Below are 23,731 nucleotides of genomic sequence, written 5' to 3'. Positions count from 1 at the left end.
GCCATGCTCGAAGACAAAGATCGCATCTTCACCAACATCTACGGCTTTCACGACTGGGGTCTGGAAGGCGCGATGAAGCGTGGCCATTGGGATGGCACCAAGAGCATCATTGAAAAGGGCCGCGACTGGATCATCGATGAGATGAAAGCCTCCGGTCTGCGTGGTCGTGGCGGCGCTGGTTTCCCGACCGGCCTCAAATGGTCGTTCATGCCGAAGGAATCGGATGGTCGTCCGGCCTACCTCGTCATCAATGCTGATGAGTCCGAGCCCGGCACCTGTAAAGACCGCGAAATCATGCGCCATGATCCGCATACGCTGATCGAAGGCTGCCTGATCGCCGGTTTCGCGATGAATGCGCACGCCTGCTACATCTACATTCGCGGCGAGTACATCCGCGAGCGCGAGCGTCTGCAGGCCGCTATCGATCAGGCCTATGAGGCCAAGCTGATCGGCAAGAACAACAAAAATGGCTGGGACTACGACATCTACGTTCACCACGGGGCAGGGGCCTATATCTGTGGTGAGGAGACGGCGCTTTTGGAATCGCTGGAAGGCAAGAAGGGCCAGCCGCGCCTGAAACCGCCGTTCCCGGCCAATGTCGGCCTTTATGGCTGCCCGACGACCGTTAACAATGTGGAATCGATCGCTGTCGCGCCAACGATCCTGCGCCGCGGCGGCGCCTGGTTTGCAGGCTTTGGCCGTCCCAACAACACTGGCACCAAGCTCTTCTGCGTATCGGGCCATGTGAACCAGCCGGCGACCTTCGAAGAAGCCATGTCGATCTCCTTCAAGGAACTGATCGACAAGCATTGCGGCGGCATTCGCGGCGGGTGGGACAATCTGCTGGCGGTCATTCCCGGCGGGTCGTCTGTGCCCTGCGTACCGGCCGAAGAGATTATCAACACGCCGATGGATTTTGACGCCTTGCGTGAACTGAAATCGGGCCTCGGCACGGCTGCGGTGATCGTGATGGACAAATCCACCGATATCATCCGCGCCATTGCCCGCATTTCCTACTTCTACAAGCATGAAAGCTGCGGCCAGTGCACGCCGTGCCGCGAAGGCACCGGCTGGATGTGGCGCGTGCTGGAGCGCATGGCAAAAGGTGAGGCGCACAAGCGCGAAATCGATATGCTTCTTGATGTGACCTATCAGGTTGAAGGTCACACCATTTGTGCGCTCGGCGATGCGGCAGCATGGCCGGTGCAAGGGCTGATCCGCCACTTCCGACACGAGATCGAAGATCGGATCGACAGCTACACGTACAATTCTAAACCAGGGGAAACGCTCGTTGCTGCTGAGTAAGCCGACACCTTCCGTGAGGGGCGGGGGTCAGGCAACCGCAATGAGAAAGGATGCATCATGTTCGATGCTTGGATGAATTTGTGGACCAAAGGTCCTGAAACGATGGTCAATGGCTGGACGGCGATGAATGACGCCGTGCCAAGCGTCACCGATGGCGACATGCCCATGTGGCTGACGTCCATGTCGACGCCTGTGATGGCGCCAGCCATGGTTGGTGCAGTTGTTGCCAATACGGCGGCTGCAACATGGGCTGGCCTGGTGATGAGTGCGCCGCTTGCTGGCGCTGCTGCCTTTTCCGCGCTCACCGGCGATAGCGCTGCGCGTTCGGCCAAGCCGAAAACCAAGACCGTTGCCAAGGTTACTGTTAAAACGGCAGCCAAGGCGGCCGCGAATTCTGCGACACCGAAGGTTGCGACGCCCAAAACGTCCTCACCAAAACCAGCTGCCAAAGGTTCAGCAAAACCTGCTTCGACCAAGCCGGCCGAGGCCAAGCAAGCTGCGCCTAAGGTGGATGATCGTCCATCGGGTCTTGATGCGCCCAAAGGCGGCAAGGCCGATGATCTGAAGCAGATCTCCGGCGTCGGCCCGAAGCTGGAAAGCGTGCTCAACGACCTTGGTATTTACCATTTCGATCAGATCGCAGTCTGGACGAAAAAAGAAATCGCCTGGGTCGACGATTATCTTCGCTTCAAAGGCCGCATCGACCGCGATGGCTGGATCGGTCAGGCCAAAGCGCTTGCCAAGGAAGCAGCGTAACGCGATGCAACTGGCTGAGCTAAACATTGCCGAATGGAAGATTGATCCGCAAAGCGACGCGGCGCAGCCTTTCATGCGCGCGATCGACACCGTGAATGCGGTTGCCGACCGCTCGCCGGGCTTTGTGTGGCGGCTGAAAGACGAGGCGGGTAACGCCATCCGCCTCGACCATCCTTGGTCGGGCCAGGATGTCATTGTGAACATGAGCGTCTGGGAAGATGCGCATGCGCTTGAGAATTATGTGTGGAACACGGTGCACCGCGCGATCTATCGCCGCAAGGACGACTGGTTTGCGCACATGCGCATGGCCCATTTCGTGATGTGGTGGGTTGATCCGGGCCATCTGCCGACCTTGGACGAGGCGAAGGCACGGCTTGACCACCTGCACGAATACGGCAACACCGACACAGCTTTTGGCTGGGATCACTTGCCTCATGTCAAACTCTGGCAAAGCCAGCAGTGCGGCTGACCAGTGAGCCCGGAGTAAAACGGAAAACCAGATGAGCGATACGCGCAAAATCATCGTTGACGGAACTGAGGTGGAAGTGCCCGAGCACTACACGCTGCTGCAGGCGTGCGAGGAAGCTGGCGCTGAGGTTCCCCGCTTTTGCTACCATGAGCGTCTGTCGGTCGCCGGTAACTGCCGTATGTGCCTGGTTGAACTAAAGGGCGCTCCAAAACCCATCGCGTCCTGTGCCTGGGGCGTGCGCGATTGCCGCCCGGGACCTGAGGGTCAACTGCCGGAAGTCTCTACCCGTTCGCCGAAGGTGAAAAAAGCCCGCGAAGGGGTGATGGAGTTTCTGCTCATCAACCACCCGCTGGATTGCCCGATCTGCGACCAAGGTGGCGAGTGCGACTTGCAAGATCAGGCCATGGCCTATGGCGTCGACAAGAACCGCTTTGAAGAGAACAAGCGCGCCGTCGAAGACAAGAACATCGGCCCGCTGGTGAAAACCATCATGACGCGGTGCATCCACTGCACGCGTTGTGTTCGCTTCACGACCGAGGTTGCCGGTGTATCCGATCTTGGCGCGACCGGTCGCGGCGAAGACATGGAGATCACCACCTACCTGGAAGCGGCGATGGCCTCAGAACTCCAAGGCAATGTGATCGATCTTTGCCCCGTCGGCGCGCTGACCTCTAAACCCTATGCCTTCAAAGCGCGTCCTTGGGAGCTGACCAAGGTGGACAGTGTCGACGTGATGGACGCTGTTGGGTCGGCCATCCGTGTGGACGTGAAGGGCCGCGAAGTGATGCGGATCATGCCGCGGCTGAACGAGTCCATCAACGAAGAGTGGATTTCCGACAAAACCCGCTTCATCTGGGACGGACTGCGCTCGCAGCGCCTTGACCGGCCCTACATCCGCGATGGCGGCAAGCTGCGCCCGGCCAGCTGGGGCGAAGCCTTTGCTGTGATTGCCGACAAGGCCTCGAAGTCCAAGCCAGAAAAAATCGGCGCGCTCGCCGGTGATTTGGCTGGTATCGAAGAGATGTTCGCGCTGAAAGGCCTGATCGAAGCGCTTGGTTCGGCCAACATGGACTGCCGCACCGATGGTACCGCGCTTGATCCTACCCATGGCCGGGCAAGCTACCTGTTCAATTCCACCATTGACGGCATTGAAGACGCTGACGCGATTTTGCTGATCGGCACCAACCCACGCCACGAAGCGCCGATCCTCAACGCGCGTATTCGCAAGCGCTGGCGCGCCGCCCCAACCATGATCGGTCTCATCGGTGAGGCCGTCGATCTGACCTACGATTACACCCATATTGGCGACAGTGTCGAAGCGCTGGCCAAACTGGCCGATCACGCGCCCGCCAAGGCCGAACGTCCGATGATGATAATTGGCCAGGGTGCACTGTCCGGCCCCAATGGGGCAGATGTTCTCGCGCTCGCGGCGAAGGTCGCCAAGAAAATCGGTGTCATCAAGGACGGTTGGAACGGCTTCAATGTGCTTCATACGGCAGCTGGCCGTGTTGGCGGATTGGATATCGGCTTTGTTCCAGGTGAGGGTGGCAAGGACGCTGGCGCAATTGCCGGCGGCGAGATAGATCTGCTTTTCAATCTCGGCGCCGACGAACTTGAAATCGCTGACGGGGCTTTCACCGTCTATATCGGGACCCATGGCGATCGTGGCGCCCATGGCGCGGACGTTATTCTGCCCGGCGCAGCTTACACAGAGAAATCAGCGACCTATGTGAACACCGAGGGCCGCCCGCAGCAGACGCAGCGCGGCGCCTTCCCACCGGGCGAAGCCAAGGAAGACTGGGCGATAATCCGCGCGCTGTCGGAAAAACTTGGCAAAACGCTGCCCTACAACACGTTGGAGCAGTTGCGCGCCGCGCTTTACGCCGAGCATCCGCATCTGGCTGAACTAGAGCAGACCGCCGAGGCCGATGCGTCGGTGCTCGCGGATCTTGCGAAAAAGGCCCCCAAGAGCGCGGGCAAGGCGAAGTTTGCCCGTGCCTTTGACGATTTCTACCTGACCAACCCGATTGCCCGCGCCTCCAAGGTGATGGCCGAGTGCTCGGCGACATTGAACCGGCCCGATATGGCCGTGGCGGCGGAGTAAGCCCGATGGAAGCCTTCTGGTCCACCTATGCCTGGCCGTTCATCATCATGCTCGCGCAGAGCCTGTTGCTGCTGGTGATCCTCCTGATCACCATCGCCTATGTGCTTTATGCCGACCGCAAGATCTGGGCGGCGGTTCAACTGCGCCGCGGGCCGAACGTGGTAGGACCCTGGGGTCTGCTGCAATCCTTTGCCGACCTTCTGAAATTCGTGCTCAAAGAGCCGGTGATCCCATCGGGCGCCGACAAACCGGTGTTCCTGCTTGCGCCGCTCGTCACCGTGTCGCTGGCGCTGCTGGCTTGGGCCGTTATTCCGGTCGCAGAAGGTTGGGTGATTGCCGACATCAATGTCGGCATTCTCTACATCCTCGCGATCTCCTCGCTCGGCGTCTACGGCGTCATCATGGCTGGCTGGGCGTCGAACTCGAAATATCCGTTCCTCGGCGCTCTGCGCTCGGCCGCACAGATGGTGTCCTATGAGGTCTCTATTGGTTTCGTGATCATCACCGTGCTTCTGGTGGTCGGCTCGCTCAACCTGTCGGAAATCGTGCTCGCACAAAACACCGGTATCGGCACGTCGATTGGTCTGCCGCCATCGTTCTTAGATTGGCACTGGCTGCCGCTCTTCCCGATGTTCATCGTGTTCTTCATCTCAGCGCTTGCTGAGACGAACCGTCCGCCTTTCGATCTGCCAGAGGCCGAATCGGAACTGGTTGCCGGTTTCATGGTGGAATATGGCTCCACGCCCTACATGATGTTCATGCTGGGCGAATATGTCGCCATCGCCATGATGTGCGCGCTCACAACCATCCTGTTCCTGGGTGGCTGGTTGCCGATCATCGACATTCCACCGCTTTCCTGGGTGCCGGGCATTGTCTGGTTCTCACTCAAGGCTTTCGGTGTTTTCTTCATGTTTTCCATGGTGAAGGCCTTCGTGCCGCGCTATCGCTACGACCAACTGATGCGTCTTGGCTGGAAGGTGTTCCTGCCGCTTTCGCTGGCAATGGTTGTGCTCGTGGCGGCTTTCCTTCAGTTCACCGGCACTGCGCCCTAACCCCAAGTTCAAGGAGACCAGCATGCAGCTCGATCAAGCCGCCAAATCGCTCCTTCTCAAGGAGTTTGTGGGCGCCTTTGCCTTGTCGATGAAGTATTTCTTCAAACCCAAGGCGACGCTGAATTACCCGTTTGAAAAAGGCTATGTCAGCCCGCGTTTTCGCGGCGAACATGCGCTGCGCCGCTACCCCAATGGCGAAGAGCGTTGCATCGCGTGCAAGCTGTGCGAAGCTATCTGCCCAGCGCAGGCGATCACCATCGAAGCTGGACCGCGCCGCAACGATGGTACGCGGCGCACAACCCGCTACGACATCGACATGGTCAAATGCATCTATTGCGGCCTCTGCCAAGAAGCCTGCCCGGTGGATGCGATCGTTGAGGGTCCGAACTTCGAGTTCGCCACCGAGACGCGTGAAGAGCTCTACTACAACAAGGAAAAGCTGCTGGAGAACGGCGAGCGCTGGGAGCGTGACATCGCCAAATCGCTGGAGATGGACGCCGACTACCGCTAGGGCCACAAGCACGCGTCGAACCCTACAAAGTTGGGCTAGACGACCAGCATGGCTTTGGCTAACACGCCACCCAGTTGAGCCCCGATTGAGTGGGCTTACGGGCTGGCAAACCTGAGTTGAACAGAGGCGCGTTCTGCGTCGACAAGTGAAATGACATCGCTCTCAAGCAGCGATGATGTGATGAAAAGGTAGGACCGCTGATTGCAGCGGCAAAACAGGCGTTTAGATGGTTCTGACCAGCTTCTTTTTCTATCTGTTTGCCGCCATCACAGTTGCATCAGCTTTTCTGGTCATCGCCTCGCGCCAGCCGGTGCATTCGGTGCTGTTTCTGATCCTGGCCTTCTTCAATTCCGCTGGGCTTTTCATGCTGGTTGGCGCCGAGTTCCTCGCGCTGCTTTTGGTCGTGGTTTATGTCGGCGCGGTGGCCGTACTCTTCCTCTTCGTCGTGATGATGCTCGACGTCGATTTTGCCGAGCTGCGCCAGGGCTTCCTGCAATATCTGCCCATCGGCGCGCTGGTCGCGGTGATCTTGGTGTTGGAGTTGATCCTAGTGCTCGGCGCCTCGGTGTTCGATGCTGAGGTTGCGCTCGACACGGGCATGCCGATGCCGCCTCTGGAAGAGATTTCCAACATCGAGGCGATCGGCCTCGTGCTCTACACCGATTATGTCTATTTCTTCCAAGCCGCTGGCCTGGTGCTGTTGGTCGCGATGGTGGGGGCCATCGTGCTCACGCTGCGCCACCGCGAAGGCGTCAAGCGGCAGGATATCAATGTTCAAAACGCACGCACGCCTGAGGCCGCCATTGAGGTGGTCAAGGTGAAGTCGGGCCAAGGTCTTTAAGAGTTTGCCGCCGCGGGTCCTTCCACGGCGTTCAGGGGGTTAGATACGCACATGTCCATCGGACTTGGCCACTATCTCACGGTCGGGGCGATCCTATTCACGCTTGGTGTGTTCGGGATCTTCATCAACCGCAAGAACGTCATCATCATCCTGATGTCGGTGGAGTTGATCCTGCTCGCGGTAAATCTCAATCTCGTGGCGTTCTCCTTCTATCTGAATGATCTGGCGGGTCAGATTTTCGCGCTCTTTATCCTGACCGTCGCCGCCGCCGAGGCGGCCATCGGCCTTGCCATTCTCGTTGTCTTCTTCCGCAACCGCGGGTCCATCGCGGTCGAAGACATCAACATGATGAAGGGTTGATCGCTCATGCTGTCGGCAGTCGTCTTTCTACCTCTCATCGGTTTCCTGATCGCCGGGCTTTTCGGCAAGCTTCTTGGCCACCGCCCGGTGGAGATCATCACGACCAGCCTGGTCGGCATCGCAGCCGTCCTGTCTTGGATCATCTTTATCCAAACTGGCTTCGGTGATGTGCATGGCCATGAGCGCGTGCAGGTGCTGCACTGGATTTCATCGGGTGATTTCACCGTCGATTGGGCCTTCCGCCTCGACACGCTGACCGCGGTCATGCTGGTCGTTGTGAACTCGGTATCAGCGCTCGTTCACCTCTACTCGATTGGCTATATGAGCCATGACGAGCACCGGGCGCGTTTCTTCGCCTATCTCTCGCTCTTCACCTTCGCCATGCTGATGCTGGTGACCGCCGACAATCTGCTTCAGATGTTCTTCGGCTGGGAAGGCGTGGGTGTCGCGTCCTACTTGCTCATCGGCTTCTGGTACAAAAAGGCCTCGGCCAATTCGGCGGCGATGAAGGCGTTCATCGTCAACCGTGTCGGCGATTTCGGCTATCTGCTCGGCATCTTCGGCGTGTTCGTGCTGTTCGGCTCGGCCGAGTTTGACGTGATCTTCGAAACAGCCGGCGACTATGCTGACACCACGTTCAACTTCCTAGGCATGGAAGTGCATGCGCTGACCACGATCTGTCTGCTGCTTTTTATGGGCGCGATGGGCAAATCGGCCCAGTTCCTACTGCACACCTGGCTTCCGGACGCGATGGAAGGCCCGACACCTGTTTCCGCGCTTATCCACGCCGCGACCATGGTCACCGCCGGTGTTTTCCTGGTCGCGCGTATGTCGCCAATCTTCGAATATGCCCCGAGCGCGCTAGCTTTTGTTACCTTCATCGGCGGCACGACGGCAATTTTCGCCGCAACTGTCGGCCTGGTGCAGAACGACATCAAACGGGTGATCGCCTACTCAACCTGCTCGCAGCTTGGCTACATGTTCGTCGCTCTGGGTGTCGGGGCGTATTCGGTCGGCATCTTCCACCTGTTCACCCACGCCTTCTTTAAGGCGCTGCTCTTCCTTGGCGCTGGCTCGGTGATCCACGCGGTTTCCAACGAACAAGACATGCGGCGCATGGGTGGGCTCTGGAAGCACATCCCGTTCACCTATGCGATGATGATCATCGGCACGATCGCGCTGACCGGCTTCCCTTACACTGCCGGATACTTCTCCAAAGATGCGGTGATCGAGGCCGCCTTCGCCGCAGGCGACGGCATTGCCCGCTACGCGTTCTGGATGACCGTACTCGCAGCAATGCTCACCAGCTTCTATTCCTGGCGCCTTATCTTCCTGACCTTCCATGGCACGCCACGCGCGTCCGCCGATGTGATGAGCCATGTCCATGAGAGCCCTTATGTGATGACGGTGCCGCTGGCGCTGTTGGCCGTTGGCGCGCTGTTCTCTGGTATCGTGTTCGAGCATTCCTTCGCCTACGAGGATGGGTTTGCACACTTCTTCCGCGAGAGCATCTTCATGCTCCCGACCAATGAGATCCTGCACGATCTGCACTATGTGCCGCAGTGGGTGATCCGCTCGCCGTTGGTGATGATGATCCTTGGCTTCCTGCTGGCCTACTGGATGTATATCCGCAGCCCGCATCTGCCGGGACAGCTCGCCGCGCGGCACGACATTCTCTACCGGTTCCTGCTCAACAAATGGTACTTTGACGAACTCTACGACATGATCTTCGTGCGCCCTGCGCAGTGGCTCGGCCGCCTGTTCTGGAAGGGTGGCGACGGCAAGGTCATTGATGGCGTTGGCCCCGACGGCATCGCCGCGCGCGTCGTGGATGTCACCAACCGGGTCGTCAAGCTGCAAACCGGCTTCGTCTACCACTACGCCTTTGCCATGCTGATCGGTGTGGCGGCGCTCATCACCTATTTTGTCTTTGCGTCAGGCGTCTAACCAATGATCGATTGGCCCATCCTTTCCATCGTCACGTTCCTGCCGCTTGTCGGGGTCGCGCTGATCCTTTTGATCCGCGGTGATGATGACATCGCACAGCGCAACATCCGTAACATCGCGCTGTTCACGACCATCGTGACGTTCATCGTCTCGCTGTTCATCTGGGGCGGGTTCGATAGCTCCAACCCGGGCTTCCAGATGGTCGAAGAGAGCGAATGGCTCGGCGGCCTAGTCACTTACAAGATGGGCGTGGACGGCATTTCGATGCTGTTCGTCATACTAACCACCTTCCTGATGCCGGCCTGTATTCTGGCGAGCGCAGCGATCAAGACGCGCCTGAAAGAATATATGATCGCGTTTCTGGTGCTCGAAACGCTGATGATCGGCGTCTTCTGCGCGCTCGATATCGTCGTCTTCTACATCTTCTTCGAAGGCGGCCTCATTCCGATGTTCATCATCATCGGTGTGTGGGGCGGCAAGCGGCGCATCTATGCGTCCTTCAAGTTTTTCCTCTACACGCTGCTCGGCTCGGTGCTGATGCTGCTGGCCATCATGGCCATGTACTGGAGCGCTGGCACGACCGATATCGAACAGCTCCTGGCCCATGATTTCCCGGCCAACATGGAATTCTGGCTGTGGCTTGCCTTCTTCGCGTCCTTCGCGGTGAAGATGCCGATGTGGCCGTTCCACACCTGGCTTCCGGATGCGCACGTGGAAGCGCCGACAGCAGGGTCGGTGATCCTGGCCGGTATCCTGTTGAAGATGGGCGGCTACGGCTTCCTGCGCTTCTCGCTGCCCATGTTCCCCGAGGCGAGCGAGCTGTTCGCCCCGCTGGTCTTTGCCATGTCGGTGATTGCGATCATCTACACCTCGCTGGTGGCGATGGTGCAGGAGGACATTAAGAAGCTCATCGCCTATTCCTCGGTGGCCCATATGGGCTTCGTGACCATGGGCATCTTCGCGCTCAACGAGCAGGGCATTCAGGGCGCGCTGTTCCAGATGATTTCGCACGGCATCGTTTCAGGCGCGCTCTTCTTGTGCGTCGGCGTTGTCTACGACCGCATGCACACCCGCGAGATCAAGGCCTATGGCGGCTTGGTCCACCGCATGCCGCTTTATGCGGCGATCTTTATGGTCTTCACCATGGCCAATGTCGGTCTGCCGGGCACGTCCGGGTTCGTCGGCGAGTTCCTGACGCTGATGGGCGCGTTCCAGGCCAATACCTGGGTGGCGCTGTTTGCCACCACCGGCGTCATTCTGTCGGCAGGTTACGCGCTTTGGCTCTACCGTCAGGTGATCTTTGGTCCGCTGGAAAAAGAGAATTTGAAAACCATCACCGATGTGAACGCCCGCGAACTAATCGTGCTTGTTCCCCTGGTGCTTCTTACGATTTTCTTCGGCGTCTATCCCTCGCCGATCAATGATGTCACAGCGGCATCGGTCGCCAACATGGTCACCGGCGTTGAGCAGGCTCTGCAGGCGGCAGACGCGCTCAACATGGCCGCCACACAATAGATCTTCGAGAACCCCATGCTTCAGCCTGATCTTCCAAACCTGATGCCAGCGCTGCCGGAAATTATTCTGGCCATCGGTGCCATGGTGATGCTGATGCTTGGCGCGTTCCGCAAAGCCGACAGCACCAATTTGATCACCGGGCTTGCCATCGGTCTGTTCATCGTGGCGCTGGTGCTGACGATCTTGGCGCCGGCCGGCATGACCATGAATGGCGCGTTCGTGATGGATGAGTTCGCGCGCACCATGAAGATCCTGATCTTCGCGGCGGCGGCCATCGCGCTGTCGCTGGGCGTCGATTTCGTCCAGCGCGAAGGCTATGGCCGGTTTGAGCTGCCAGTATTGATCGTGCTCGCCACGCTTGGCATGGGCATGATGGTCTCGGCCACCACGCTCATCGCGCTCTACCTTGGCCTGGAACTGATGTCGTTGGCGCTCTACGTCACGGCCGCCATCAACCGCGATTCCACCCGCGCCTCTGAGGCTGGCCTCAAATATTTCGTGCTCGGCGCGCTGTCGTCGGGCATGCTGCTCTACGGTGCCTCGCTGGTCTACGGCTTCACCGGCCACACCGAGTTCGGCCCAATCGCCGACACGTTGCAAGCAGGCGGTGTCTCGACGGGCGTGATCTTTGGCCTGGTGTTTATCCTCGCTGGCCTCGTCTTCAAGATTTCTGCCGTGCCATTCCACATGTGGACGCCGGACGTTTATGAAGGCTCGCCGACACCGATCACGGCCTTCTTCGCCGCAGCACCAAAAATCGCCGCCATGGCGCTGCTGGTGCGCATCGCCGTCGATGCCTTCGAACCGGCAACCCGCGAGTGGCAGCAGGTTCTGACCTTCGTTGCCATCGCATCGATGGTGCTCGGTGCTTTTGCCGCCATCGGTCAGCGCAACATCAAGCGCCTGATGGCCTACTCCTCCATCGGTCACATGGGCTTTGCGTTGGTTGGCCTTGCCGCCGGGACGCAAGCTGGGGTGCAAGGCGTCGTGATCTATATGGCGATCTACGCCGCGATGACGCTCGGCGCCTTTGCGATCATCCTGTCCATGCGACGGGCAGGCGGCATGGTCGAAGAGATCGATGAACTCGCTGGCCTTTCCAAGACCAACCCGCTGCAGGCCTTCTTCCTCGCGATGCTTCTGTTCTCGCTGGCCGGTATTCCGCCGCTCGCCGGCTTCTTTGCCAAATATTTCGTGTTCCTGGCCGCCATCGAAGCGGAGCTTTACGTGCTTGCCGTCATCGGTGTGCTCGCTAGCGTTGTCGGCGCGGTCTATTATCTGCGCATCATCAAGATCATGTATTTCGATGAGCCCGTGGAAGGCTTTATCCCGGCAGCGATTGAACTGCGCACGGTGACCTGGGCATCGGGCCTGTTCGTGATCTTCTTCGTGTTCGTCGCTGGTCCCTTGACGACCTGGGCAGACCGCGCAGCAGCAAGCCTGTTCTAGCGCTCGTCCCTGGACCTTGCCCACCACGCCGCATTTTCATCTCGCCAGCGTTGGCTCAACGCTCAGTGAAGCATGGTCCATGGTCGGTCAGGGCGAAGCTGCGCCCTTCTGGCTGACAGCCGACGAGCAAACGCAAGGGCGCGGGCGCATGGACCGCCACTGGGTGTCCAAGCCCGGCAACCTCTATTCCACCTACGTCACGCCGCCACCGGCTGATCTGCAGCTCCTGCCGTTCGCGGTTTCACTGGCAGTCTATCAGGCGATTGCCAGGTTGTTGCCGGAAGACCGTCGCGTGGCGATCAGCCTGAAATGGCCCAACGATGTGCTGATCGGTGGGGCCAAGACATCTGGCATTCTCATTGAGCAGAAGACCCAAACCGGTCAGGCACCGCTGATTGCCATCGGCATCGGCATCAATGTCGAGCACGCGCCAGAAATCGCTGGGCGCGCGGTCGCCCATCTTGCCGGTCAGGGGGCAATCGCGACTCCTGGTGAGGTGTTTGCCGCTTTGCGAGAAACCTTGTCGGGAACGCTCATGCAATTGGAGCGCACGCCTCAGGCCATCATCCCGGCATGGACCCAGCGCGCAACCGGGGTCGGATCGCCAATTTCGGTGCGGATGGGCGAGGAAACGTTGCACGGAACCTTCGACCATCTGGCAACCGACGGTGCCTTGATGGTACGGCTGGATTCAGGCGCCATGCGCGCCATCCGCACCGGCGATATCGTCATCAAGCCCCAATAAGCCGCCAGTCCCGCGCGCCTGGCCGCAAACAAAGAGCCATCATGAGCAAAGCTCCCTCCTTCACATTCATGCCGCTGGGCGGCGTGGGCGAAATCGGCATGAATTTGGCCCTTTACGGCTATGGGTCTGGCAAAGGTCGCCGCTTCATCATGGTCGATTGCGGCGTGTCGTTCGCCGGGCCGGATCTGCCGGGCATCGATCTGATCACGCCCGACATCAGCTACATCGAGACGCGCCGCGATAAGCTGGATGGGATCATCATCACCCATGGGCACGAGGATCACATCGGTGCGCTGTTGACGCTGTGGCCGCACTTGCAAGCACCGGTCTATATCAGCCAATTCGCCGAGGCGCTGCTGGAGGCCAAGAATCCGTCTGATCAGGTTTTCAAGGCCATCGACTTCAAACGCTTTGAGCCGCGCGCGCCGTTCACTGTCGGTGATTTCACGATCACGGCGGTGCCGGTTTCGCACTCGATCCCGGAAAGCCACTCGCTTATGATTGAGGCCGGCGACCGCCGCGTTGTGCACACCGGCGATTGGAAACTCGACGCCGAGCCGATCATTGGCGAACCGACGTCTTTGGCCGATTTCAAGGCTTTCCGCGACGCCGGACCTATCGATGCGGTGATGGGCGACAGCACCAACGCCATGCGCGACGGTGAAAGCCCAACTGAAGCCGAAGTCGGCAAGGCGCTCGCCAAAGTGATCAAGGAAGCCGAGCAGCGCGTTTGCGTGACGCTCTTCTCCTCCAATATGGCGCGCATCAAATCCATTCTGGATGGCGCCCGCGACGCTGGCCGCACGGTGGTGCTCGCGGGCAGGGCGCTTCAACGGGTGATTGGTGTCGGCGTTGATCTTGGCATCCTCACCGACCTGCCGCCGATTGAGGATATGCGCAGCTTTGACCGGATCGCCCGCAACAAGGCGTTGATCCTGCTGACCGGGTCACAGGGCGAGGAGCGCGCCGCTCTGTCGCGTACCGCTGAACACGATCATCCGCATCTCTCGCTGACGCGTGGCGACACAGTGGTGTTTTCCTCGCGCATCATCCCGGGCAATGAGCGCGGCGTGCTGCGCATCATGAACAAGCTGGCGGCTACCGGCATCAAGATCATCACGGATGCCGACGCCCCCATCCACGTTTCTGGCCATCCGCGACGCGGCGAGCTTGTGCATCTCTATTCGGCGCTGAAACCGACAACCATTGTGCCGGTGCATGGTGAGGCCCGTCATATGAACGCCCATGCCAAGCTTGCCAAAGAGCACGGTTATGGCGTGACCATCATCAATGATGGCGACATTCTGGAGATCCGCGCCGATGGTGCCGATATCGTCGATGGAATTGAGCAGGGCTTCTACGTCAAGGACGGCAATCTGCTCACCTTGCCAGGCGACAGCGGCGTCTATGAGCGCCGCACCCTGGCCGAGGTCGGCGTGATCACCATCGCCCTCGGCCTATCGGGCGCAGGTAAGCTGGTGAGCGATATTGAAGTGATCGTCGATGGTCTGCCCGATCAACTCGATGATGAGGACGCCGACAGCTTCGTCCTTAACGCCACAAGCCAAGCGCTGCGCGCGCTGCCCATGGCCCGGCGGCGTGATGTCGACAGCGTGTCGGAGAGCTTGCGCAAATCAGTGCGCGGCAAAGTGCGCGAAGCCTGGGGTAAACGCCCTGTGGTACATGTGCACGCACTGTTGATCGATAAGGACGCGACCTGATGATCGGACGCCTGAATCATGTTGCCATTGCTGTGCCGAACCTTGCCGCCGCGACCGCGCTCTACCGCGATCAGCTTGGCGCGACGGTGTCCGAGCCACAGGCCGAGCCCGATCACGGCGTGACCGTGGTCTTCATCGAACTGCCCAACACCAAGGTGGAGCTGTTGGAGCCGCTTGGTGAGAATTCACCCATTCAAGCATTTCTCGATCGAAGCCCATCGGGCGGCATTCACCACATGTGTTTCGAGGTCGATGACATCATGGCCGCGCGCGACAAGCTGAAGGCCGATGGGGCGAGGGTGCTTGGCTCCGGCGAGCCAAAAATCGGCGCGCACGGCAAGCCGGTGCTTTTCCTGCATCCGAAGGATTTCAACGGAACCTTGATCGAACTGGAAGAGGTCTGAGCGATGAGCCTTGGCAGCGCCATTGCGATCTATTTCGTTGTCTGGTGGGTAACGCTGTTTGCCGTCTTACCATTCGGCGTGCGCACGCAAGCGGAAGCAGGTGACGTGGTTCCGGGCGCTCCGGCGAGCGCTCCTGAGAAGACGTCGTTCTTGAAAATTGCGATCCGCAACACAGTCCTGGCCAGCCTGGTCTTCGCCTTCATTTACTGGCTGCTGGTCTATTCGGGCCTATCGATCATGGATGTTCCACTGCCGAACGTTTAATATCAATAAGTTACGGCAATTTCTTCATGTAAAGAATGAGATGAGGCAGCGCATTGCCATTAGGCGAGCGTGCGCTGTTGGCGCCTCGAAACCGCTTTCAGAGATTATGATAAGGTTTTGATCTGCCAAATAAAAAGGCAGGATCTTTCGATCCTGCCTGCAGTAATCCAATAAACCCCGCGTCTCCCCCCGAGACTTGAGCCACTGGCATTGTTTTGTGCGGTTTGGCACCGCTTATGGCCACTTTGTAGGCGTTTTTCCCGTTGGGTGTCACGTAAAAAATGTGCTGCGCTGCACAACAAATACGCGACATGCCGTTGATTACTCGTAACGCCTGTAGACCTTGCGTAAATTTACGTAGCTAACCATGAGTCAACGGACAAAATCGGGTCTATGTTTGCCGTCTGCGCAACGTTTACCGCGTTGCAAACGCATCCACGCAATCGGTTTGGGCTATGCTAGAAAAGGACCATGGCTCAAAGTTTCCGAAAATTTCCGATCTCCCTTTCGATCATGACCGCGATGCTTATGGCATCGGCTGGAATCAGCGCCGCTGATTCGCTCAGCAACCGCCACCATCTATCTTGCACCAACCAGAGTGCACCGGTTGTGATTCCGCACGCCACAGTGCGAACGGTGCGTCTTGGTCTGCCAGCTGATGTGGGTGCGTTGGCGCATATCCAAGAGGTTTATGGCTGGGAGGAAGAAACCAGGCTGCGTCTGCGCCGCCAGGGGCTTTCGATCCAAACGGAGAGCGGCGGCGCCACTCTGACGATAACGCAGAACCATCCCTGCTAGCCTTCGTCGGCCCACTGCAGCATATCTGGCCTTGCCATAGCTGCCGCCTTTCATGCACATGCGCAAGCGCACCTAAGCGTCCAATGCCCTAATTCCCAGACTGATGAGGCCTGCCATGCGCCTGTCGCGCTATTTTCTGCCGACATTGAAAGAAACGCCCCGTGAAGCGGAGATCGTTTCGCACCGTCTGATGCTGCGCGCCGGCATGATCCGCCAAGAGGCCGCTGGCATCTACTCGTGGCTGCCACTCGGCAAGCGTGTGCTCGATAAGATCTGCACGATCGTCCGCGAGGAGCAGGATCGCTCCGGCGCCATCGAAGTGCTGATGCCGACGCTTCAGCCTGCCGATCTTTGGATCGAATCCGGGCGCTACGATGCCTATGGGCAAGAAATGCTGCGTATCACCGATCGCCATGATCGCCCGATGCTCTATGGCCCGACAAATGAAGAGATGATAACCGCGATCTTCAAATCCGGTGTGCGCTCCTACAAGGATTTGCCGCTTAACCTCTACCACATCCAATGGAAGGTGCGTGACGAGGTGCGGCCGCGCTTCGGCACCATGCGCTCGCGCGAGTTCCTGATGAAGGATGCCTATTCGTTCGATCTGGATCCTGAGGCTGCACGACGCGCCTATTACCGCATGTTTGTCGCTTATCTGCGCACCTTCTCGCGGATGGGACTGACAAGCGTCCCGATGCGGGCCGACACTGGGCCGATCGGCGGTGATCTCAGCCACGAGTTTATCATTCTGGCCGACACCGGCGAGAGCGAAGTGTTCTGCGACAAGGCGATGCTTGAACTGCCGATTCCCGCCGAGGACACAGACTTCTCCGGCGATCTTTCCGGCCTGGTTGCGCCGTTCCTTGAGCCCTACGCGGCCACTGACGAAATGCACGACCAGGCCGCTTTTGAAGCCAAGGTTCCTGAGGATCGACGCGTTTCAGCGCGCGGCATCGAGGTCGGACACATCTTCTATTTCGGCACCAAATATTCTGCGCCCATGGGCGCGGTTGTCACCGGCCCCGATGGCAAGGACGTGCCGGTGGAAATGGGGTCTTACGGTATCGGCCCAAGCCGCCTTGTGCCTGCTATCATTGAAGCCTCGCACGATGATGATGGCATCATCTGGCCGGCCTCCGTCGCGCCTTTCGATGTCGGTTTGATCAATATGCGCGCCGGCGATGAGGCCTGCGATGCGGCTTGTGCTGATCTGGAAGCGCAGCTCGGCAAGGCCGGCGTCGACGTGCTTTACGACGACACCGATGCGCGCGGCGGCGCCAAATTCGCCCAGATGGATCTGATTGGACTGCCCAAACAGATCATCGTCGGCCCCAAAGGGCTGAAATCAGGCGAGATAGAGGTCAAGGACCGGAGGACCGGCGAGCGCTCCATGATGGGCCCAGATGCGGCGGTGAACGCGCTCACGGCATCCTGATCGAAAACCGCTTCTTTTCACCTCACTTTGGCCTTGGTTTCCCACGCTAAGGACAGAACCGAAAGGGTCCGGCGGGCGCGCTCGCCGACCGGTGGCGAATCGTGCCACACCTCGCGCAGGAGGAGAGAGACTTGGTGAGTGTGACCGATCAAAGCGGTGTGACCAGCGATGGCGCGGCTGACAAGCCCCCAAAAACCGGGCCATTCTCCCGCTTTGAACGGATGATCGCGCTGCGCTACCTGCGCGCCCGGCGCAAGGAAACCTTCATCTCCGTCATTGCCGGCTTCTCGTTCCTTGGCATCATGCTCGGCGTTGCGACGCTCATCGTCGTAATGGCGGTGATGAACGGCTTTCGTGCTGAGCTTTTGGACAAGATTCTCGGCATCAACGGCCATCTGGTTTTGCAGGCCGTGGACCGGCCTTTCGACGATTATCGTGACGTCCAGACCCGTGTGACCGGTGTTGATGGCGTTGAGATCGCGGTTCCATTCGTCGAGGGCCAGGCGCTGGCCTCGGGCGCCAACGCCAGCAATGGCGTCGTGGTGCGTGGGATGAGTGAGAATGATTTGCTCTCACTGCCGGCTCTGGCGCAATCACTGCGCGGCGGCACTCTGGACGGTTTTGATCCGCCCGAAGGCGAGACCGGCGAGACAATCATCATCGGTTCGCGCTTGGCGTCCCAACTCGGCGTGGCCGTCGGCGACAGCGTCACCATCGTAACCCCGCGCGGCTCGGTGACGCCGTTTGGCGTCACGCCGCGCATCAAGGCCTATGAGGTCCAGGCGATCTTTGAGATCGGCATGTCGGAATATGATCTGGTGTTCGTGTTCATGCCGCTCAACGAGGCGCAGGCTTATTTCAACATGGGCACCACGGTGTCGGGCGTCGATGTCTATGTTGAAGACCCTGATGCCATTGGCGAGATGCGCGCGACCATCGAGGCGGCTGCCGAGCGTTCGCTGTTCAGCGTCGATTGGCGCCAGCGCAACCTGACCTTTTTCGCCGCGCTCGAGGTGGAGCGCAACGTGATGTTCCTCATCCTCACCATGATCGTGCTCGTCGCGGCACTCAATGTGGTGTCCGGCATGATCATGCTGGTGAAGGATAAGGGCCGCGACATCGCGATCCTGCGCACCATGGGCGCCTCGCGCGGTGCGATCATGCGCGTGTTCGTTATGACCGGCGCAAGCATCGGGCTTGTCGGCACAGCCTGCGGCTTTGTGCTGGGCACGATCATTTGCCTCAATGCAGAAAACATCCGCCAATTGATCTCAACGCTGACGCGCACCGAGCTGTTTTCGCCGGAGCTTTACTATCTCTCGCGGCTGCCCGCCGATATGGACCCGATGGAAACGGTCGCCATTCTCTTGATCGCGCTCGCACTGTCGCTGTTGGCAACGCTCTACCCCGCCTGGCGCGCCGCCAAACTCGATCCGGTCGAGGCGCTGCGCTATGAGTGATGTGCCCCGACTTCAATTGCACAGTGTCTCGCGCGGCTTTCAGACCGGCGAAGCGCGCCTTGATATTCTGACGAACACCGATTTTGCCGTGCATCCAGGCGAGCTGGTTGCGCTCGTCGCGCCATCCGGTGCTGGGAAATCGACGCTGCTGCACATTTGCGGCCTGCTGGACCGTCCTGACAGCGGCACGGTGCTGATCAACGGGCAAGACACCACCGGCCTCGATGATACGGGCCTTTCCAGTCTGCGCGGCCAGGAGATCGGCTTTGTCTACCAATTTCATCATCTGTTGCCAGAGTTCGATGCGCTGGAAAACGTGATGATGCCGCAGCTTATCGCGGGCCTCGACAAAGCAACTGCCCGTGATCGCGCGATGGAGCTTCTCGACTATTTGCATATTGGTCCGCGTGCGACGCATCGCCCGGCAGAGCTTTCCGGCGGTGAGCAACAGCGCGTCGCCATCGCCCGCGCCATGGCCAATGCGCCGGGTTTGCTTTTGGCCGACGAACCAACTGGCAATCTCGACCCCGGCACCTCGGATCACGTTTTTCAGGTTCTTTTGGCGCTTGTTCGTGCAGCGGGCGTCTCGGCGCTGATCGCGACCCACAATCTGGCGCTGGCCGCGCGGGCCGATCGTATCATCACGCTAGATCAGGGCAGGGTCGTGCCCAAAGAACCCATCGAATCAGCCGCTTAGCGCCCGCAGCTCCTTCATTGCGATTCAACACTTGACGTAAGAACAAAAGAGGAACTAAGTTCCCTTCATGTTCTTGTGTAGGGAGTTGAACATGATCGTCTTGAAAGAAAGCTGCGCGCTATTGGTCATCGCTCTGCTGGTGGTTTCGGTCGGCATTATCGCTTGAGTTTGGCCAATCGACAGACTTGGCCGGAGACCGACCCGTGCGCTTGGGTAAGCACGTCACTCGGGCCTGTGCATAACCAAGCCTTACGCACGTGCCCCCTTTCGCCACCACTTCGCTGTCCTTAGCGTGAGAGGCTGAGTCCCAACAGCGAGAGGCGAGGGCGCATGAGCTTCGCGGCAGCCGACCAGCCCTTCATCCATTTACGATCCCATTCGGCCTATTCGCTGCTTGAGGGTGCGTTGCAGGTGCCCAAGCTCATTGCGCTTGCCAAGGCCGATGGACAGCCTGCCGTCGCCATCACCGACACCAACAATCTGTTCGGCGCCCTCGAATTCTCCGAAAAAGCGGCCAAGGCGGGCATGCAGCCGATCATCGGTTTGCAAATTCCAGTGCTCTTCGACGGTGAGGAGGAAAGCGGCGGTGGTCGCATGGGTGGCAAGCCGGCCGGCAAGGGCCATGCCGCACACACATTGCCCGCCATTGTCCTGATCGCCATGAACGAAGCAGGGTTCGGCAATCTGCTGGCGCTTGCCTCGCTCGCCTATGAGGACGTGGCCAATGGCGGTCCTTCGCTGACCGTCGACCAACTGTCAGACGCCCATCACGGATTGATCGCGCTCACCGGAGGAGCCCACGGACCTATTGGCGAGGCGCTTTGGCAAGACGACAAGGAAGCGGCCGAGCGGCGCCTTGATCAGTTGCAGGGTGTCTTTGGAGACCGACTTTACGTCGAGCTTCAACGCCACGGCATGGAGCAGGAAAAAGCGACCGAAGCCGGACTCATCGCGCTCGCCTATGCGCGCAATCTGCCATTGGTTGCCACCAATGAGAATTTTTTCCCGAGCAAAGAGGATTACGAAGCGCACGATGCGCTGCTCGCCATCGCCGAAGGCCGGCTGGTTTCCGAAGATGATCGCCGCCGGCTGACGCCGAGCCATGCCTTTGCCAGCCAAGAGGAAATGCGCAAGCGTTTCGCCGATTGCCCTGAGGCCATCGCCAACACGCTGGAGATCGCCCAACGGGTCTCCTTCCGCCCGAAAGAATCACCACCGCTTCTGCCGCATTTCACCACCGGCAACGACGCAGATGGCGAAGAAACGGAAACCGAAGCACTGGTGCGCATGGCCAAGGCGGGCCTCGATGCCCGCCTGGAAGCCAACGGTCTGGCGCCGAATACGACCCGAGAGGACTACGACAAGCGTCTGGAATTCGAGCTCTCGACCATCGCAAGCATGAAGTTTCCGGGGTACTTCTTGATCGTTGCTGACTTTATTCAGTGGGCCAAACAGCATGATATTCCAGTCGGCCCGGGGCGCGGGTCGGGCGCTGGGTCCGTGGTGGCCTGGGCGCTGACGATCACCGATCTGGACCCGCTGCGGTTCGGCCTGCTTTTCGAGCGGTTCTTGAATCCCGAGCGCGTGTCGATGCCCGATTTCGACATCGATTTCTGTCAGGACCGGCGCGATGAAGTGATAACCTATGTGCAGGACCGCTACGGGCATGATCGCGTCGCGCAGATCATCACCTTTGGAACGCTGCAGGCCCGCGCGGTGCTGCGCGACGTCGGCCGCGTGCTCGAAATGCCCTACGGCCAAGTCGATCGTCTGTGCAAGATGGTGCCGGCCAACCCTGCCGATCCTTATACGCTCGACCGAGCCCTGAAAGAGGTCGATACGCTGCGCGCCGCCGCGCAGGATGAGCCGATTGTTGCCAAGCTGCTGGATCTCGCGCAGCGCTTAGAAGGCTTGTTCCGCCACGCCTCAACCCACGCGGCCGGCGTCGTGATTGGCGATCGTCCGCTCGACAAGCTGGTGCCGATCTATCGAGAGCCCGGCACACCCATGCCGGTCACGCAATATTCCATGAAATGGGTGGAGCCGGCGGGGCTGGTCAAGTTCGATTTCCTTGGCCTTAAAACCCTCTCCATCATTCAAGAAACGCTGCGCTTGCTGGAAGGACGCGGCGTTGAGATCGACTTGGAAACCATCCCGCTCGATGATCCTGCCGCCTACGAGCTTTACGCCAAGGCCGACACCGTCGGTGTGTTCCAGGTGGAATCGGCGGGCATGCGGCGCACGCTGCTCTCCATCAAACCAGACCGTTTTGAGGACATTATCGCGCTGGTCGCGCTGTTCCGTCCGGGACCAATGAGCAACATTCCGCGCTTCGCCGCCATCAAGCATGGCCATGAAGAGCCGGATTATATGCACCCGCTGCTGGAACCGGTGCTCAAAGAAACCCACGGCATCATTGTCTACCAGGAGCAGGTGATGGAAATCGCCCGCGTCCTATCAGGCTTTTCGCTCGCCGAAGCCGACATGCTGCGCCGCGCGATGGGCAAGAAAATCCGCTCGGAGATGGACAAGCAAAAGTCACGCTTTCTGCAGGGCGCCGAAGAGCGCGGTCTGGATGCGCGGGTCGTCAGCGACATATTCGAAAAAGTGGCAAAATTTGCCGACTATGGCTTCAACAAGTCCCACGCCGCCGCCTATGCGCTGGTCTCCTACCAAACGGCCTATTTGAAGGCGAATTACCCCGTTGAGTTCCTCGCCGCGTCGATGACCTACGATCTCACCAATACCGAAAAACTGGCTGACTTTCGCCAGGACGCGATCAAACGTGGCATCACCGTCAACCCGCCATCGATCAATCATGGTTTGGCGCGTTTCTCGGTGCGTGATGGCGCCATCGATTATGCGCTTTGCGCCATCAAGGGCGTTGGTGAGGGCGTTGCCGACCACATCGCCGAAATTCGCCAGACCAACGGAACGTTCGCCTCCCTGGACGATGTGGTGGCCCGCATCAATCCGCGCATCATCAACAAGCGCTCATTGGAAAACATGATCGCCGCTGGCGTTTTCGACAGCTTGCACGGATCGCGCGCGCGCCTCACCCATTCCGTTGATCGGTTGATGGCCGAAGCGGCCAGTCGCCATGAGGATCGTGCCTCAGGGCAGGGCGGCTTGTTCGGCGATGCACCAGCCGACCAGACCGATTTGGTCGTGGCGGGCAATGAATGGCCGTTGGCCGAGCGCCTGCAGAACGAACTCAATGCCCTGGGCTTCTTCTTTTCCGCCCATCCGCTGGACGATTACGAACAGGTGCTCAAGCGACTGCGCATTCAGACCTATGGCGAGTTTTTGGCCGGCGTGAGCAATGCCAGCCCCGATGACGATGAGATGCCGGTCGCCAGTACCAATGGTCGCGAACGCAAAGGCCCGATGCATGCCACCCGCCTCGCGGGCACCGTCTCAGACAGTTATGAGCGTCGCACCCGCGATGGCCGGGCCATGGCGATCATCAAACTCACCGATCATTCCGGGCTTTACGAGGTGGCCGCCTATGAGGAGCAGATTGGCGACGTACGCGCCCATGTGAAGGTTGGGCGGTCCTTATTGCTCAGCGTTGCCGGGCGGATGAATGATGGCGATTTGCGCTTGCGCATCACCGCCATCGAGCTTCTGGAGGACATCGCGAAATCCAGTGTGCAGCGATTGCAGGTTTTTGTGCGTGAGCCGCAGACAGTCACTTCGCTGGCGACCTATCTCAAGCCTGGGCCGCGCGGCGAGGTGAGCGTGATTGTCATGGATGGCGAAGCCGCGCAGGAGATCGAAATTGCCCTGCCGGGCTCCTATGCCGTAACCCCGGCACTCGCCGGAGCTATTCGCGCCTTGCAAGGCGTCGAGCACGCCGAGCTGGTTTAGCCAAGCAGGTGTTTGCCGCCATTCG

20 protein-coding genes are annotated in these 23,731 nt (G+C 59.5%); all 20 read left to right on the top strand.

Annotated elements, in window-relative coordinates; all coding sequences use genetic code 11:
• The first annotated feature begins 3 nt into the window (after nucleotides 1-3).
• The 20 genes from nuoF (at nucleotide 4) to dnaE (ending at nucleotide 23,706) form a co-directional block, all read left to right on the top strand.
• On the top strand, nucleotides 4-1,305 hold the full coding sequence (gene nuoF / locus JJ917_05085; GenBank protein MBO6698189.1) for an NADH-quinone oxidoreductase subunit NuoF: 1,302 nt from the start codon (nucleotides 4-6) through the stop codon (nucleotides 1,303-1,305).
• 57 nt (nucleotides 1,306-1,362) lie between these two features.
• Entirely contained in the window at nucleotides 1,363-2,061 is a 699-nt protein-coding gene (locus JJ917_05080) for an NADH-ubiquinone dehydrogenase (protein MBO6698188.1), read from the top strand.
• 4 nt (nucleotides 2,062-2,065) lie between these two features.
• Nucleotides 2,066-2,530: a DUF3291 domain-containing protein gene (locus JJ917_05075; GenBank protein ID MBO6698187.1), complete on the top strand. Its 465-nt coding sequence runs from the start codon at nucleotides 2,066-2,068 to the stop codon at nucleotides 2,528-2,530.
• 31 nt (nucleotides 2,531-2,561) lie between these two features.
• The gene (locus tag JJ917_05070; protein ID MBO6698186.1) at nucleotides 2,562-4,634 is read left to right on the top strand and encodes an NADH-quinone oxidoreductase subunit G; all 2,073 of its coding nucleotides are present in this window, start codon (nucleotides 2,562-2,564) and stop codon (nucleotides 4,632-4,634) included.
• A gap of 5 nt (nucleotides 4,635-4,639) precedes the next feature.
• Entirely contained in the window at nucleotides 4,640-5,686 is a 1,047-nt protein-coding gene (gene nuoH, locus JJ917_05065; protein ID MBO6698185.1) for an NADH-quinone oxidoreductase subunit NuoH, read from the top strand.
• 22 nt (nucleotides 5,687-5,708) lie between these two features.
• Complete coding sequence (nuoI, locus tag JJ917_05060) at nucleotides 5,709-6,197, top strand: NADH-quinone oxidoreductase subunit NuoI (GenBank protein ID MBO6698184.1); 489 nt, start codon at nucleotides 5,709-5,711, stop codon at nucleotides 6,195-6,197.
• A 226-nt stretch (nucleotides 6,198-6,423) separates the two neighbouring features.
• Nucleotides 6,424-7,038, top strand: a complete 615-nt coding sequence (locus JJ917_05055; protein ID MBO6698183.1) for an NADH-quinone oxidoreductase subunit J — start codon at nucleotides 6,424-6,426, stop codon at nucleotides 7,036-7,038.
• A 51-nt stretch (nucleotides 7,039-7,089) separates the two neighbouring features.
• Nucleotides 7,090-7,398: an NADH-quinone oxidoreductase subunit NuoK gene (gene nuoK, locus JJ917_05050; protein ID MBO6698182.1), complete on the top strand. Its 309-nt coding sequence runs from the start codon at nucleotides 7,090-7,092 to the stop codon at nucleotides 7,396-7,398.
• A gap of 6 nt (nucleotides 7,399-7,404) precedes the next feature.
• Complete coding sequence (gene nuoL / locus JJ917_05045) at nucleotides 7,405-9,345, top strand: NADH-quinone oxidoreductase subunit L (GenBank protein MBO6698181.1); 1,941 nt, start codon at nucleotides 7,405-7,407, stop codon at nucleotides 9,343-9,345.
• A gap of 3 nt (nucleotides 9,346-9,348) precedes the next feature.
• On the top strand, nucleotides 9,349-10,860 hold the full coding sequence (locus tag JJ917_05040) for an NADH-quinone oxidoreductase subunit M (GenBank protein MBO6698180.1): 1,512 nt from the start codon (nucleotides 9,349-9,351) through the stop codon (nucleotides 10,858-10,860).
• Nucleotides 10,861-10,875: 15 nt separating this feature from the next.
• Nucleotides 10,876-12,309, top strand: coding sequence for an NADH-quinone oxidoreductase subunit NuoN (gene nuoN / locus JJ917_05035; protein MBO6698179.1), 1,434 nt, complete (start codon nucleotides 10,876-10,878; stop codon nucleotides 12,307-12,309).
• Between the two features lie 16 nt (nucleotides 12,310-12,325).
• Nucleotides 12,326-13,054, top strand: coding sequence for a biotin--[acetyl-CoA-carboxylase] ligase (locus JJ917_05030; GenBank protein MBO6698178.1), 729 nt, complete (start codon nucleotides 12,326-12,328; stop codon nucleotides 13,052-13,054).
• Nucleotides 13,055-13,095: 41 nt separating this feature from the next.
• Nucleotides 13,096-14,775: a ribonuclease J gene (locus JJ917_05025; GenBank protein MBO6698177.1), complete on the top strand. Its 1,680-nt coding sequence runs from the start codon at nucleotides 13,096-13,098 to the stop codon at nucleotides 14,773-14,775.
• Nucleotides 14,775-15,179, top strand: a complete 405-nt coding sequence (mce, locus tag JJ917_05020; GenBank protein ID MBO6698176.1) for a methylmalonyl-CoA epimerase — start codon at nucleotides 14,775-14,777, stop codon at nucleotides 15,177-15,179. The genes JJ917_05025 and mce overlap by 1 nt, the downstream gene beginning before the upstream one ends.
• 3 nt (nucleotides 15,180-15,182) lie before the next feature.
• Entirely contained in the window at nucleotides 15,183-15,443 is a 261-nt protein-coding gene (locus tag JJ917_05015; GenBank protein ID MBO6698175.1) for a DUF1467 family protein, read from the top strand.
• 471 nt (nucleotides 15,444-15,914) lie between these two features.
• Nucleotides 15,915-16,241, top strand: a complete 327-nt coding sequence (locus tag JJ917_05010) for a hypothetical protein (protein ID MBO6698174.1) — start codon at nucleotides 15,915-15,917, stop codon at nucleotides 16,239-16,241.
• 115 nt (nucleotides 16,242-16,356) lie between these two features.
• Nucleotides 16,357-17,679: a proline--tRNA ligase gene (locus JJ917_05005; protein MBO6698173.1), complete on the top strand. Its 1,323-nt coding sequence runs from the start codon at nucleotides 16,357-16,359 to the stop codon at nucleotides 17,677-17,679.
• A gap of 221 nt (nucleotides 17,680-17,900) precedes the next feature.
• Complete coding sequence (locus JJ917_05000) at nucleotides 17,901-19,139, top strand: lipoprotein-releasing ABC transporter permease subunit (GenBank protein ID MBO6698172.1); 1,239 nt, start codon at nucleotides 17,901-17,903, stop codon at nucleotides 19,137-19,139.
• Entirely contained in the window at nucleotides 19,132-19,836 is a 705-nt protein-coding gene (locus tag JJ917_04995; GenBank protein MBO6698171.1) for an ABC transporter ATP-binding protein, read from the top strand. The genes JJ917_05000 and JJ917_04995 overlap by 8 nt, the downstream gene beginning before the upstream one ends.
• A 330-nt stretch (nucleotides 19,837-20,166) precedes the next feature.
• A complete protein-coding gene (gene dnaE, locus JJ917_04990) occupies nucleotides 20,167-23,706 on the top strand; it encodes a DNA polymerase III subunit alpha (GenBank protein ID MBO6698170.1) in 3,540 nt (1,179 codons plus the stop codon).
• Nucleotides 23,707-23,731: the final 25 nt, after the last annotated feature.

The organism is Hyphomicrobiales bacterium, from assembly GCA_017642935.1.
Taxonomy (GTDB): Bacteria; Pseudomonadota; Alphaproteobacteria; order Rhizobiales; family MH13; genus MH13.
The sequence above is the reverse complement of the archived record's forward strand: the minus strand, read 5'-3'. Positions and strand labels throughout refer to the sequence as shown.